The organism is Streptomyces sp. DH24 (assembly GCF_029813775.1).
GTDB lineage: Bacteria > Actinomycetota > Actinomycetes > Streptomycetales > Streptomycetaceae > Streptomyces.
The window spans coordinates 28,159-42,391 of record NZ_JARVKW010000038.1; the positions used below are offsets into that span (position 1 = coordinate 28,159).

At 71.8% G+C, this 14,233-nt stretch carries 7 protein-coding genes and 3 tRNA genes; 5 read left to right on the plus strand and 5 right to left on the minus strand.

The window, feature by feature from the left end; all coding sequences use genetic code 11:
• Positions 1 to 48: 48 nt before the first annotated feature.
• The 5 genes from hrpA to QC282_RS25690 form a co-directional block, all read right to left on the minus strand.
• Positions 49 to 4,050, minus strand: a complete 4,002-nt coding sequence (gene hrpA, locus QC282_RS25670) for an ATP-dependent RNA helicase HrpA (RefSeq protein WP_279551930.1) — start codon at positions 4,048 to 4,050, stop codon at positions 49 to 51.
• A gap of 184 nt (positions 4,051 to 4,234) precedes the next feature.
• A tRNA-Phe gene (locus QC282_RS25675) sits at positions 4,235 to 4,308 on the minus strand.
• A gap of 24 nt (positions 4,309 to 4,332) precedes the next feature.
• Positions 4,333 to 4,407: transfer RNA gene (locus QC282_RS25680), tRNA-Asp, on the minus strand.
• A 54-nt stretch (positions 4,408 to 4,461) separates the two neighbouring features.
• Positions 4,462 to 4,534: transfer RNA gene (locus tag QC282_RS25685), tRNA-Glu, on the minus strand.
• Positions 4,535 to 4,614: 80 nt separating this feature from the next.
• Positions 4,615 to 6,234: a metallophosphoesterase gene (locus QC282_RS25690; RefSeq protein WP_279551931.1), complete on the minus strand. Its 1,620-nt coding sequence runs from the start codon at positions 6,232 to 6,234 to the stop codon at positions 4,615 to 4,617.
• An 85-nt stretch (positions 6,235 to 6,319) separates the two neighbouring features.
• Between QC282_RS25690 and QC282_RS25695 the strand changes: the two genes are divergently transcribed.
• The 5 genes from QC282_RS25695 (at position 6,320) to QC282_RS25715 (ending at position 14,189) form a co-directional block, all read left to right on the plus strand.
• Positions 6,320 to 6,670 carry a metallopeptidase family protein gene (locus QC282_RS25695; RefSeq protein ID WP_279551953.1) on the plus strand — a complete coding sequence of 117 codons (351 nt, stop codon included), beginning with the start codon at positions 6,320 to 6,322 and terminating at the stop codon, positions 6,668 to 6,670.
• Between the two features lie 262 nt (positions 6,671 to 6,932).
• Entirely contained in the window at positions 6,933 to 7,475 is a 543-nt protein-coding gene (locus QC282_RS25700) for a hypothetical protein (protein ID WP_279551932.1), read from the plus strand.
• Positions 7,476 to 7,754: 279 nt separating this feature from the next.
• The gene (locus tag QC282_RS25705) at positions 7,755 to 9,968 is read left to right on the plus strand and encodes a DEAD/DEAH box helicase (RefSeq protein WP_279551933.1); all 2,214 of its coding nucleotides are present in this window, start codon (positions 7,755 to 7,757) and stop codon (positions 9,966 to 9,968) included.
• Positions 9,969 to 10,197: 229 nt separating this feature from the next.
• Positions 10,198 to 12,558, plus strand: coding sequence for a FlgD immunoglobulin-like domain containing protein (locus QC282_RS25710; RefSeq protein WP_279551934.1), 2,361 nt, complete (start codon positions 10,198 to 10,200; stop codon positions 12,556 to 12,558).
• A 95-nt stretch (positions 12,559 to 12,653) separates the two neighbouring features.
• On the plus strand, positions 12,654 to 14,189 hold the full coding sequence (locus tag QC282_RS25715) for an amino acid permease (protein ID WP_279551935.1): 1,536 nt from the start codon (positions 12,654 to 12,656) through the stop codon (positions 14,187 to 14,189).
• Positions 14,190 to 14,233: the final 44 nt, after the last annotated feature.

The following is a 14,233-nucleotide window of genomic DNA, read 5'->3' on the forward strand; positions in this document are numbered from 1 at the left end:
ACAGGAGGGTGCGCCCTCTGGTCGAACTCACCCACCGTACAGGGGCCGTTACGGGACAGCCGCGTCGATCGCCTTCACGATCCGCTTGTCCGAAACGGGATACGCCGTGCCGAGCGCGTGGGCGAAATAGCTGACCCGCAGCTCCTCGATCATCCAGCGGATGTCCAGGACCTGCTGGGGCACCGGGCGGCCCTGCGGCATCTGCTCCAGCAGCCAGGCGTACTCGTCCTGCATCTCGTGCACCTTGGCCATGCGCGTGCTGTCCCGCTGCGCGTTCGCCGGCATCTGCTGGAGCCGCCGGTCCGCCGCGACCAGATACCGCATCAGGTCCGGCATGCGCCGCAGCCCCGCCTCCGTCACGAAACCGGGCCTCACGAGGCCGTCCAGCTGCTTGCGGACGTCCTGGAGGTTCGGGAGCAGCGCGGGGCTCCGTACGGCCTTCAGGCGGCGCTCGCAGGACTGCCAGGCGGCCAGTACCTGCTGCACCTGGCCCACCGTACGGACCGTCGTGTCGACGATCTCGGCGCGGACCTTGTCGTACAGCTTGCGGTACGACTCCTCGTCCCACGCCGGGCCGCCGAAGTCGGCGATCAGCTTGTCCGCCGCCGCCGTGGCGCAGTCGTCGAACAGCGCCTGGATGGAACCGTGCGGATTCGCGGACAGACCCAGCTTCTGCTGGTTGGTGAGCTTTTCGGACGCGAACTTCGCCGGGTTGACCGGGATGTTGCGCAGGATCAGCCGACGGGTGCCCCGCCACATCGCCTGAGCCTGCTCGGCCTCCGTGTCGAAAAGCCGCACGGAGACCGTGTCGCCGTCGTCGACCAGCGCCGGGTACGCCTTGACCGGCTGCCCGGCGCGGCGCGTCTCGAAGACGCGGGTCAGCGAGCCGATCGTCCAGTCCGTCAGGCCCGTGCGCTCCAGGGACTCGCCGCCCTGCCGTTCGGCGGTCGCGGCGGCGGCCTGCGAGAGGGCCTTCCTGGCCTTCGGCTTCAGCTTCAGCCGCAGTGTCTCCAGGTCCCTGTCCTCGGCCAGCTTGCGCCGCCGCTCGTCCACGATCCGGAACGTGATCTTGAGGTGGTCGGGGACCTTGTCCCAGTCGAAGTCGTCCGCCTCGAACGGCACCCCGACCATGCGCTTCAGCTCCCGCGCCATGGTGACCGTCAGCGGCTCCTGCAGCGGGACGGCCCGCTCCAGGAAGGCCTTCGCGAAGTTCGGCGCCGGCACGTAGTTGCGGCGGATCGGCTTCGGCAGGGAGCGGATCAGCTCGGTGACCAGTTCCTCCCGCAGGCCAGGGATCTGCCAGTCGAAGCCCTCGTCCGTGACCTGGTTGAGCACCTGGAGCGGGATGTGCACGGTCACGCCGTCCGCGTCCGCGCCCGGCTCGAACTGGTACGTCACCCGGAACTTGAGCCGGCCCTGCCGCCAGGAGTCCGGATAGTCGTCCTTGGTGACCGCGCCCGCCCGCTCGTTGATGAGCATCTCGCGCTCGAAGTCGAGGAAGTCGGGCTGCTCGTGCCGCTTGTGCTTCCACCACGAGTCGAAGTGCGCGCCGGAGACCACGTGGTCGGGGAGCCGCTGGTCGTAGAAGTCGAACAGCGTCTCGTCGTCCACCAGGATGTCCCGGCGCCGGGCGCGGTGCTCCAACTCCTCGACCTCGGTGAGGAGTTTGCGGTTGTCGGCGAAGAACTTGTGGTGCGTGCGCCAGTCGCCCTCGACCAGGGCGTTGCGGATGAACAGCTCGCGGCTGACCTCCGGGTCGATGCGGCCGTAGTTCACCTTCCGCTGGGCGACGATCGGCACGCCGTACAGCGTGACCTTCTCGTACGCCATCACCGCGGCCTGGTCCTTCTCCCAGTGCGGTTCGCTGTACGTCCGCTTCAGCAGGTGCTGGGCGAGCGGCTCGATCCACTCCGGCTCGATCCTGGCGTTGACGCGGGCCCAGAGGCGGGAGGTCTCCACGAGCTCCGCGGACATCACGAAACGCGGCGGCTTCCTGAACAGAGCCGAGCCCGGGAAGATCGCGAACTTGGCGTTGCGGGCGCCGAGATACTCGTTGCGCTCCCTGCGGGCGCCGGAGTCCTTCGCGTCCTTGGACTCCTTCACGTCCTTCATGCCGATGTGGGACAGCAGGCCCGCGAGGAGCGAGACGTGGATGCGGTCGGCGGGGGCGCCCGGCGACGGAGTCCCCTCATCGGACGGCGCCTCGTTGACGTGGATGCCCATCTGCTTGGCGACCGTGCGCAGCTGCGTGTAGATGTCCTGCCACTCGCGGATGCGCAGGAAGTTCAGGTACTCCTGCTTGCACATGCGGCGGAACGACGACGAGCCGCGCTCCTTCTGCTGCTCGCGGACGTAGCGCCACAGGTTGAGGTAGGCGAGGAAGTCGCTGGTCTCGTCCTTGAAGCGGGCGTGCTGCTGGTCGGCCTGCATCTGTTTGTCGGCGGGGCGCTCGCGCGGGTCCTGGATGGACAGCGCGGCGGCGATGACCATGACCTCGCGGGCGCAGCCGTTCTTGTCGGCCTCCAGCACCATGCGCGCCAGACGAGGGTCGACGGGCAGCTGGGCCAGCTTGCGGCCGGTGTCCGTGAGCCGCTTGCGCGGGTCCTTCTGCGCGGGGTCCAGGGCGCCGAGCTCCTGGAGCAGCTGCACGCCGTCGCGGATGTTGCGGTGGTCCGGCGGGTCGATGAACGGGAACTTCTCGATGTCGCCGAGGCCGGCCGCGGTCATCTGCAGGATGACGGACGCCAGGTTCGTCCGCAGGATCTCCGCGTCCGTGAACTCCGGGCGGGACAGGAAGTCGTCCTCGCTGTACAGCCGGATGCAGATGCCGTCCGAGGTACGGCCGCAGCGGCCCTTGCGCTGGTTGGCGCTGGCCTGCGAGATCGCCTCGATCGGCAGCCGCTGCACCTTGGTGCGGTGGCTGTAGCGGGAGATGCGGGCGAAGCCGGGGTCGATGACGTACTTGATGCCCGGGACGGTCAGCGAGGTCTCGGCGACGTTCGTGGCCAGAACGATCCTGCGGCCCGTGTGCTGCTGGAAGACGCGGTGCTGCTCGGCGTGCGAGAGCCGGGCGTAGAGGGGGAGCACCTCGGTGGAGCGGTAGTTCTTCTTGGTGAGCGCGTCCGCGGTGTCGCGGATCTCCCGCTCACCGGACAGGAACACCAGGATGTCGCCGGGCCCCTCCGCCATCAGCTCCTCGACGGCGTCCGTGATCGCGGTGATCTGGTCGCGGTCGGCGTCGTCGGCGTCCTCCTCGAGCAGCGGGCGGTAGCGCACCTCCACCGGGTAGGTCCGGCCGCTGACCTCGATGATCGGGGCGTCGCCGAAGTGCCGCGAGAAGCGCTCGGGGTCGATGGTCGCCGAGGTGATGACGACCTTGAGGTCGGGGCGCTTCGGCAGCAGCTGGGCGAGGTAGCCGAGCAGGAAGTCGATGTTGAGGGACCGCTCGTGCGCCTCGTCGATGATGATCGTGTCGTAGGCGCGCAGCTCGCGGTCGGTCTGGATCTCGGCGAGCAGGATGCCGTCCGTCATCAGCTTGATGAACGTGGCGTCCGGGTTCACCTGGTCGGTGAACCGCACCTTCCAGCCGACGGCCTCCCCGAGCGGGGTGTCCAACTCCTCCGCCACGCGCTCGGCGACCGTACGGGCGGCGATCCGGCGCGGCTGGGTGTGCCCGATCATGCCGCGCACGCCGCGCCCCAGCTCCAGACAGATCTTCGGGATCTGCGTGGTCTTGCCGGACCCGGTCTCACCGGCCACGATCACGACCTGGTGATCGCGGATGGCCTCCGCGATGGCGTCCTTCTTCTGGCTGACCGGCAGCTGCTCGGGATACCGGATGCCGGGTACGCGGGCGCGCCGCTCGGCCATGCGCTGCCCGGCCTTGTCGACCTCGGCCTCGATCTCGGCGAGAACGGCGGCCCGGGCCTCCGGCTTACGGATCTTGCGCGCGCCTTCGAGCCTGCGCCCGAGCCGGTGCGCATCGCGCAGCGACAGCTCGGTCAGACGGGTGGCGAGGGCGCCGAGGGCGGGGGCAGGGTGCGTAGACATACGGATTCCAGGATCTCATCCCGGCGAAAAACGTGGCGAACGCTTTTGTGGGGGCGCCCCGGGGCCGCCGTGGGGATACCTCAAGGTGCCCTGGTGACTCTGGACGTCGGCTCCATCAGGCCGTACTGGTGTCCTTGCGGGGCACGCCAAAACCCCCGCCGATGATCTCGACGGGGGTTCGTTGTGGCTGGGGCCGGGGTCGAACCGGCGACCTTCCGCTTTTCAGGCGGACGCTCGTACCAACTGAGCTACCCAGCCACGAGGTTTCACGTGAAACCTCAGCGGTCCTGACGGGATTTGAACCCGCGGCCTCCACCTTGACAGGGTGGCGAGCACTCCAAACTGCTCCACAGGACCTTGCTTTACTGCTGTGTGCGAACCGGCGAACCAAGTGTCGCACACCGTACTGCGTGCCCCCAACGGGATTCGAACCCGTGCTACCGCCTTGAAAGGGCGGCGTCCTAGGCCGCTAGACGATGAGGGCTATCGGCCCGCCTGGGCGCTTCTCAGCGCGTCGGGGACGTGAGAAGCATATGGGATGGCGGGACCTATCGCCAAAACGGTTTACGGGCTGTTCGTCGCCGGGCCTGTCGCCGGGCTTGTCGCCGGGCTTGTCGGGGGGCTGCTCGCCGGGTCGGGCGAGGGCGTGCCGGGCGACGGTGCGGCCCCCGGCTGGTTCTCCTCCGGAAGGTGGCGACTGACCTCGGCCGTCGACTCGCCGAGCCCGCCGAGTTTGATCTCGTCCCAGGCCTGGAGGCGGCGGGTGTCCCGGTCGAAGTACAGGATCGACGCCTGCACCGGGTCCGGGTACTTGCCCTCGACGGCGCGCAGCCCGCTGCCGCCCGTGGAGCCCTCGATGCGCAGCCGGGTGCCGAACTTCATGACCTCCATCTCCTCGTGGTGGACATGTCCGGCCAGCACCAGCGGCACCTCTCCGTCCACCACGCGGGCGGCCTCCGGCTCGTGGGTGATGGCGACGTCCGCCGGTTTGCCCGCGGCGCGCAGGTCGCGCAGCGCGGACGCGAGACGGGCGCCGGCGATCTCCTGCACCGGGCCGCTGCCCGGCCGGGTCGAGCGGTCGGGCGTGAACTGCGGGTCGCCGATGCCGGCGAAGCGCAGCCCGGCGACGCTCTTCGACCGGCCGTCGTCCAGGACGTGCACGTTCTTCAGGCCCTGCAGATACCGCTGGGTGACCATCGAGTCGTGGTTGCCGCGCACCCACACGTACGGGGCGCCCAGGTCCTCGATCGGGTCCAGGAAGCCGTTCTCCGCGGCCGTGCCGTGGTCCATGGTGTCGCCGGAGTCGACGATCACGTTCACCTGGTACTGCTCCACCAGCGAGGCGATGATCTTCCAGCTCGCCGGGTTGAGGTGGATGTCCGACACGTGCAGCACCCGGATCGTGCTCGGGTCCGGGCGGTAGGCGGGGAGCGTGGACGTGACGTCGTAGAGCTTCGTCACGTTCGTCACCAGGCGCGCCAGTTCCTGCTGGTAGACGTCGAACTCGGTGACGATGCTGCGCGCGTCGCCGACCAGGGACGGCGCGGAGGACAGCAGTCCGGAGAACTTCGGTTCCAGGACCGAGTCGGGGTTCCAGGTGGCGTACGCGCTGCCGCCCGACGCGGCCAGCAGGGTGAGGGCGAGGCCGCCGGCCGCGAGGGCGCGGCGCGCGCGCCGGTAGACGGCGAGCCCGAGAGCGGTGGCGCCGGTGACGACGGCGACGCAGGAGCGGACGGCCAGGTCGAAGGTGCCGTGGGCGATGTCCCGGGTGACCTCGTCCTGGAGCCCGGAGATGCGCTCGGGGTGGTCGACGAGGGCCTGCGAGCGGACCGGGTCGAGCTGGTCGACGTTGACGTCCAGGCGGACGGGCGCGGTGTGGCTGTCCAGCTGCAGGGCGCCCAGCGGCGAGATGTTGATCTTCGTGCCGCCGGTGAGCGAGGGCCGCAGGGTCATGGTCGTGTCCATGGGGCCCACCGGCGCGCGTACGTTGCCCACGATCAGCAGGCCGAGCCAGGCGCCGAGCAGTACGACGGCGACCAGGCCGAGGGCGCGGGTCCACGGGTGGGGCTGGCGGACGAGTTCGACCGTCGTGGGCGCCTGGCGGGCGCGGTAGCGGCGGGCGAGGGCGCGCGGGACCCTGGGAAGTCGGTGCAGGAGGTTCAGGACGGCGGGGACGCGGGCCATTGGTCCCGTATGCCCAAGTAGCGCGTGGGATATGCGGGGCGTCTGCGGCTCTCGTCCGGGCGTGACGTACCCGACAATGGGCGGTGTGCTGGAGATGACGCGTGAGGAGTTCGAGGAGCTGGTCGCGGAGGCGCTCGACCGGATTCCGCCGGAGTTGACCCGCCTGATGGACAACGTCGCGGTGTTCGTGGAGGACGAGCCGCCGGCCGACGACCCGGAGCTGCTCGGGCTCTACGAGGGCACTCCGCTGACCGAGCGCGGCGAGTGGTACGCGGGTGTGCTGCCGGACCGGATCACGATCTACCGGGGGCCGACGCTGCGGCTGTGCGCGTCGCGGGAGGAGGTCGTCGAGGAGACCGAGGTGACCGTGGTCCACGAGATCGCCCACCACTTCGGCATCGACGACGAGCGGCTGCACGCGCTGGGCTACGGCTGACGGGGCGCCAATCCGCCGGGCCGGGCGCGTGCCTGACGGGTTGACGGGCCGACGGGTCGCCGGGTTCACAGGTTGACGGGCTGGCGGCCGCGGGTCCGGGTGCGACTGAGGGGCCGAGCGGGTCGAGGGCCGGTGTGCGGGGCGGAGGGCCGACGGGTCCTGGGCCCTCGTCACGGCTCGCCGCGCTCCGCGCGTGTCTTCTTGCGGGCGAAGGGAGTTGGGCACGTTGACTCCTCACCCGTCCCCCGGAGGTGGCTTTCCCGTGCGCCGCTTGTACGTACCCGTCCGTGTGGCCACCACGGCCCTGGCCGTCGCCGCTGTCGCCGGCTGCATGAGCGTGGCAGGTGACGCAGACGGGCACGCCAGGCCGTCGCACTCCGTGGGGCAGGAGGGCGGCGAGGTGCCCGACGGAGGGGCGGCGGTGTCGGGCGGCGGTTCCGGGCACGCCCCGGCCGGTGACGGCGCGGACGGGCTCGACAAGAAGGGCGGCGAGGACAAGGGCGAGGGCAAGGAGAAGGACGGGCCGGGCGAGGCGGCGTCCCCCGGGGCCTCGCCGTCCGCCGGGCCGAGCCGTCCCGCGCCCGCGCCCGGCGGTCCGGGCGGCCCCGCCGGACCCACCCCGCCCCGCACGGACGACCCGGCCCCGACCGGTACGGCCGACCCGCGGCCCGCGCCGTCGAAGGAGGCGCCGGCGTCGCCGACGCCCGAGCCGACGGCGGCCGAGCCCTCGTCGTCGGCGCACGAGCCGCCGGAGCCGCAGCTGAACCACCGGGAACCGGCTCCGGAGGCGGGGGTGCCGGCCTAGAATCGGTCGGCCCGGACCTCGCGGCCCCGGCCCCTCGGCCCAGGCGGCGCACCGGGCGACCGGAAGCGCCGGCTCCACGGGAAGGCCCGGTTTGCTTTCGGGGGCCCAGGGTGCGTATGGTGGCAGATCGTTTGATCCTATTTGCCCGGCGCCAACGCAGAGCGCGCCGTGTGGCGCGTACTCTCCTTTGCCGTGGCTGACCGCATCGAGGCGGTCGAATTGCGATTCACGGAGTTGACGGGCGCGTGCCGACGAGACTCCGGAAGGTTTCGCATTCGCATGTCCATCACCAGTTCTGATCACGTCGTCATGCCCGAGAACGAGGGCGCCGACAGCACCGAGGTCACCGCTCCCGAGCTGACGTTCACCGACCTCGGGCTCCCCGAGGGCATCGTGCGCAAGCTCGCGCAGAACGGCGTGACCTCCCCCTTCCCGATCCAGGCCGCGACCATCCCGGACGCCCTGGCCGGCAAGGACATCCTCGGCCGTGGCCGCACCGGCTCCGGCAAGACCCTCTCCTTCGGTCTGCCGGCGCTGGCGACGCTGGCCGGCGGCCGTACCGAGAAGCACAAGCCGCGCGCCGTCATCCTGACGCCGACGCGTGAACTGGCCATGCAGGTCGCCGACGCGCTCCAGCCGTACGGCGACGTCCTCGGCCTGAAGATGAAGGTCGTCTGCGGCGGCACCTCGATGGGCAACCAGATCTACGCCCTCGAGCGCGGCGTCGACGTCCTCGTCGCCACCCCGGGCCGCCTGCGCGACATCATCAACCGCGGCGCCTGCTCGCTGGAGAACGTGCAGATCGCCGTCCTCGACGAGGCCGACCAGATGTCCGACCTGGGCTTCATGCCCGAGGTCACCGAGCTGCTGGACCAGATCCCGGCGGGCGGTCAGCGGATGCTGTTCTCCGCGACGATGGAGAACGAGATCAAGACCCTCGTCGACCGGTACCTGAAGGACCCGGTCAGCCACGAGGTCGACGCGGCGCAGGGCGCGGTGACGACCATGTCGCACCACATCCTCATCGTGAAGCCCAAGGACAAGGCGCCGGTCACCGCCGCGATCGCCTCCCGCAAGGGCCGCACGATCATCTTCGTCCGCACCCAGCTGGGCGCCGACCGCGTCGCCGAGCAGCTGCGCGACGCCGGTGTGAAGGCCGACGCGCTGCACGGCGGCATGACGCAGGGTGCCCGCACCCGGACGCTGGCCGACTTCAAGGACGGTTACGTCAACGTCCTCGTCGCCACCGACGTCGCCGCGCGCGGCATCCACGTCGACGGCATCGACCTCGTCCTGAACGTGGACCCGGCCGGCGACCACAAGGACTACCTGCACCGCGCGGGCCGTACGGCGCGCGCCGGCCGCACCGGCACCGTCGTCTCCCTCTCCCTGCCGCACCAGCGTCGGCAGATCTTCCGCCTGATGGAGGACGCCGGCGTCGACGCCGCGCGCCACATCGTCCAGGGCGGCGCGGCCTTCGACCCGGAGGTCGCCGAGATCACCGGCGCCCGGTCCATGACCGAGGTGCAGGCCGAGTCCGCGGGCAACGCCGCGCAGCAGGCCGAGCGCGAGGTCTCCCACCTCACCAAGCAGCTGGAGCGGGCGCAGCGGCGCGCGACCGAGCTGCGCGAGGAGGCCGACCGGCTGCTCGCCCGTGCCGCGCGCGAGCGGGGCGAGGACCCGGCCGTGGTGCTGGCGGAGGCCGCCGTGGCCGCGTCGGCCGACGCCGAGGTCGTGGTGCCGGCGCAGTCGGGCGCCCAGGACGTCGAGCGGGCCGAGCGGGCCGAGCGCACGGAGTCTTCGGTGTCTTCGGCGCCGTACGAGCGTCGCGAGCGCCGTGACAGCGACCGTGGTGACCGCGGCGACCGCGGTGACCGTGGTGGCTTCCGCCGTGACGACCGCCGTGACGACCGTGGCGGCCGTTCCTTCGAGCGTCGTGACGACCGCGGCGGCGACCGTGGCGGGCGTTCCTTCGAGCGTCGCGACGACCGTGGCGGCTTCCGGCGTGACGAGCGTCGTGACGGTGACCGTGGCGGCTTCCGCCGTGACGACCGCCGTGACGACCGTGGCGGCCGTTCCTTCGAGCGCCGTGACGACCGCGGCGGCGACCGCGGCGGGCGTTCCTTCGAGCGTCGCGACGACCGCGGCGGCGACCGTGGTGGTGACCGTGGTGGCTTCCGCCGTGACGACCGCCGTGACGACCGTGGCGGCCGTTCCTTCGAGCGCCGTGACGACCGTGGCGGCGAGCGCGGCGGCTTCCGCCGTGACGACCGCGGTGACCGTGGCGGCTTCCGCCGCGACGAGCGTGGCGGCCACCGTGGCAGCGACCGCCCGTTCAACCGCGACCGTCAGGGCGACCGCCCCGGCTTCCGCACCGGCGGCCACGACCGCCCGTACGGCCGTCGTGACGACCACCGCGGCACCGGCACCGGCACGAGCACCGGCTCCTTCGGGCGCCGCGAGGACAAGCCGCGCTGGAAGCGCAACGGCTGACGCCCGCTGATCCCACCGGCTCACCGAAGGGCCCGGACGACGGTTCGACCGTCGTCCGGGCCCTTCGGCGTTTCCGGTTTGCCCTCGCATAGGGGATTCGTGAATGTGTTCGAACGGGGAGGGATCTTTGTGCTAGCTTGCGGCGCCTTTTGAGTCGAGCTGGAGGTGTCGCGTGGCCGTACGCCACAGACAGAACCGCAAACGATCTCTCCTCCGCGGCGCTCTCGCCGTGACCGTGGCCCTCGCGGCCACCGGCGGAGCACTGCCCACCTTCCTCACCGCCGCGCACGCCGAGACGGCGCCGACGACCCTGACGATCGACGCGCCGGACCGCTATCTGCCGCGCGGCTACAACCTGGAGTCGGCCGGCGCGACCGGCGACCTGGCCCGCGTGGAACTCGACACCGGTGACGGCGTCGGCGGGTACGGCGCCTTCGGCGGCTACCGCTGGAACCCGGTGTCCGGCGACGCGCTGCCCGTCGGACAGGACCCCGTCAGCTCCGCCGAGCGCATCGGCGGCCACGGCTCCGACATCGTCGCCGTCCACACCCCGGCGGACCGGTCGGTCGAGCTGAAGGACATGAAGGTCGGCACGTCGGACCGCTTCACGCTCCCCGAGGGGCAGACGTACCACGGCACCTACGGCGACAGCGTGCTGACGGCCACCTGGACCAGCGGCGGTTCCGTCGACACGCTGCACCTGCTGCGCCTGCGCGACGGGCAGCTCACGGACACCCCGGTGACCGGCGAGAACGGTGTGAAGCCCGCCTCGACCAAGGTGCTCGGCGCCGGCGACGGCATGCTGGCGATCCTGGTCTCCGGCGACCAGACGGGCTCCGTCGGCCTGGTGGACCGGGCGAGCGGCCGCATCACCGGCGTCCTCAAGGGCTCGTGGGGCAGCGGCCACACGCAGGTGGCGGTCTCCGCCTCGCACGTCGGCTGGTTCGACCCCGCGTACGGCGACCAGAAGGTGCACCTGCTGCGCCGTGACGCGCTCGGCGGCGCGGAGACCACCGTGGCGGTGGCCTCGTCGTACGAGCAGCGGGCGCACATCGCGCTGGTGGGGGACTGGGTGCTCTCGCTGCGGGAGCCGAAGTCCTACGGCAACAGCGACGCGCCGAAGGACCGGGGCGAGCCGCTGCTCGCCGCGCCGGTCGGCGGGGGCGACATGCGGACCCTGCTGCCCCACGCCCGCCTCGGCCGGGCGTACGGGCTGAACCCGACGCCCGACGGCGGCGTCCTGGTCGCCGGCGGCACGTCGGCCGGGGACTGGGCGGTGCGGAAGGTGAGCGCGCGGGCCGGCGGCGACCTCGCGGTCGACGCGGTGCGGTCCGTGCCCGCCAAGCCGGGCTCCTACGGCGCGGTGACGCTCGCGGCCGGTGACCTGGCCGTGCAGGAGACCGACACCAACTACCTCCCCTCCCTCTACAAGCGGCACCTGGAGCTGGGCGGCGAGGCGCCGTCGGCGGGGCCGCGCAGCCTGGTGGCCGAGCCGCCGCGCAGCACGGACGGCACCGGCGGGGCCGCGGGCACCGGGGCGGTCGCGCTGGGCGACGGCACCTTCGCCTACCCGAAGGGCTCCGGGATCGAGGTCCGCTCCGGCGCCGACGACGCCGTGACGGTGACGGCGCCGGGCGGCGGCCGGATCGTCGACGCCTCCGGCCGGTACGTGGTCTTCGGGCGCGGATACGTGTCCGGGTTCGGGCAGTACGAGCAGTACGTCCTCGACCTCGCCAGGCCCGGTGACGACAAGGTGCTGCTGACCCGACCGGCGTCGGCCGCCGCCGTGTGGGGCAGCACCTTCTGGACGCCCGGCACGGCCAAGGGCACCGTCACGGCCACCGACCTGAAGTCGGGCGGCACCGAGACGTTCTCCCTCGGCAAGGAGTGCACGCCGACGGACCTCCAGGCGGTGGGCCGCTGGGTGTACTGGACGTGCGACGCGTCCGGCGACCCGGCGGGCTCCGGCGTCTGGGACCGCGCCACGAAGCGCATGCTCGACGTCCCCAAGGGCGGCGAACTCGGCGACGGTTGGGTCGTCCTGCACGACGAGGCGGCCGGCAGGCTCCAGCTGCTGGACTTCCACACCGCCGACGCGGTGCGGACCCGCACCCTCGCCGAGCTGACCGGCTACCTGTCCCCGGACCACGTCGCGGTGGACCGCTTCGGCGGGGGCGTGGCCTACGTGCCCGGACGCGGCAAGCCGGGCGCCATGCGGGCGGTCGCCCCGGGCGTGCCCGCCTCCCCGCTCGCCGCGATCGAGTCCGCCCCGGAGACGTCCCTGGACTTCCAGTCGTCGGACACCCGCTGGGACGGCGCCTGGCAGCTGTCCCGGCCGGCCGCGCCCGGCGCCCGCGTCGTGATCAGGGACGTGGCGGGCACGGTGGTCCGCACGCTGGACGCCACGCAGCGCGGCGCCGCCCTCACCGCCGCCTGGGACGGCAGGACCGCCGACGGCAGGCACGCGCACAACGGCACCTACGTCTGGGAGCTGACCGCCGCCCCGAAGGACGGCCAGGGCCCGGAGCTGAGGCTCACCGGCAAGGTCGCGGTGAGCGGCAGCGCGCCCGGAGCGCTCGGCGGGCGGTAGGCCGCCGGAGCGAGTCATGAACCGGTGCGGCGGGCACGCGTTTTGGCCCGCCGCCCGGTGAATGCCGGGTCCCCGGCGAGGGAATCGCTGGGGGCATGACAGATGACGCCAAAGCGAGTGGGCTGTCGGACGAAGAGCGGCTCGCCCAGCTCGGCTACACGCAGGTTCTCGCCCGCCGCATGTCGGCGTTCTCCAACTACGCGGTCTCCTTCACCATCATCTCGGTGCTGTCGGGCTGCCTCACCCTCTACCTGTTCGGCATGAACACCGGCGGCCCCGCCGTCATCACCTGGGGCTGGGTCGCCGTCGGCCTGATGACGCTGTTCGTCGGCCTGTCCATGGCCGAGATCTGCTCGGCGTACCCGACGTCGGCGGGCCTGTACTTCTGGGCGCACCGCCTGGCGCCCCGGCGCACGGCCGCCGCCTGGGCGTGGTTCACGGGCTGGTTCAACGTCCTCGGCCAGGTGGCCGTGACCGCGGGCATCGACTTCGGCGCCGCGTCCTTCCTCGGCGCCTACCTCAACCTCCAGTTCGGCTTCGAGGTGACCCCGGGCCGCACGATCCTGCTGTTCGCCGGGATCCTCCTGCTGCACGGCCTGCTCAACACCTTCGGCGTGCGCATCGTCGGCCTGCTGAACAGCATCAGCGTGTGGTGGCACGTGATCGGCGTCGCGGTCATCGTCGGCGCGCTGACCTTCGTGCCGGACCAGCACCAGTCCGCGTCCTTCGTGTTCGGCGAGTTCGTCAACAACACCGGCTGGGGCAGCGGCGTGTACGTCGTGCTGCTCGGCCTGCTCATGGCGCAGTACACCTTCACCGGCTACGACGCCTCCGCCCACATGACGGAGGAGACCCGCGACGCGTCCACCGCCGGCCCCAAGGGCATCGTCCGTTCCATCTGGACGTCCTGGATCGCCGGCTTCGTCCTGCTCCTCGGCTTCACCTTCGCCATCCAGTCCTACGAGGGTGCCCTCACGTCACCGACGGGCGCGCCGCCCGCGCAGATCCTCCTCGACGCGCTCGGCGCGACCGCGGGCAAGCTGCTGCTGCTCGTCGTGATCGGGGCGCAGCTGTTCTGCGGGATGGCGTCGGTGACGGCCAACAGCCGCATGATCTACGCCTTCTCGCGCGACGGCGCCCTGCCCTTCTCGCGCGTCTGGCACTCCGTCAGCCCCCGCACCCGCACCCCCGTCGCCGCGGTCTGGCTGGCCGCCCTGGGCGCGCTCGCCCTCGGCCTGCCGTACCTGATCAACGTCACGGCGTACGCGGCTGTGACCTCCATCGCCGTGATCGGCCTCTACATCGCCTACGTCATCCCGACCTTCCTGCGGGTCCGCAAGGGCGCCGCCTTCGAACGGGGCCCCTGGCACCTGGGCCGCTGGTCGGGCCCGATCGGTGTGGTCGCGGTGACGTGGGTCGGCGTGATCACGGTCCTGTTCATGCTGCCGCAGGTGTCCCCGGTCACCTGGGAGTCCTTCAACTACGCGCCGATCGCCGTCCTGGCCGTCCTCGGCTTCGCCGCGACCTGGTGGCTGGCGTCGGCCCGCCACTGGTTCCTCAACCCCGACCACGCACGCACCCGCGCCCGCGAGCAGGCCCGCGCGGGAGCCCCGGAACCGGCGGACCCGTAGCCGCCCACGGCGCCCGCACCGCCGCGTCCACCCGTCCGCCACGG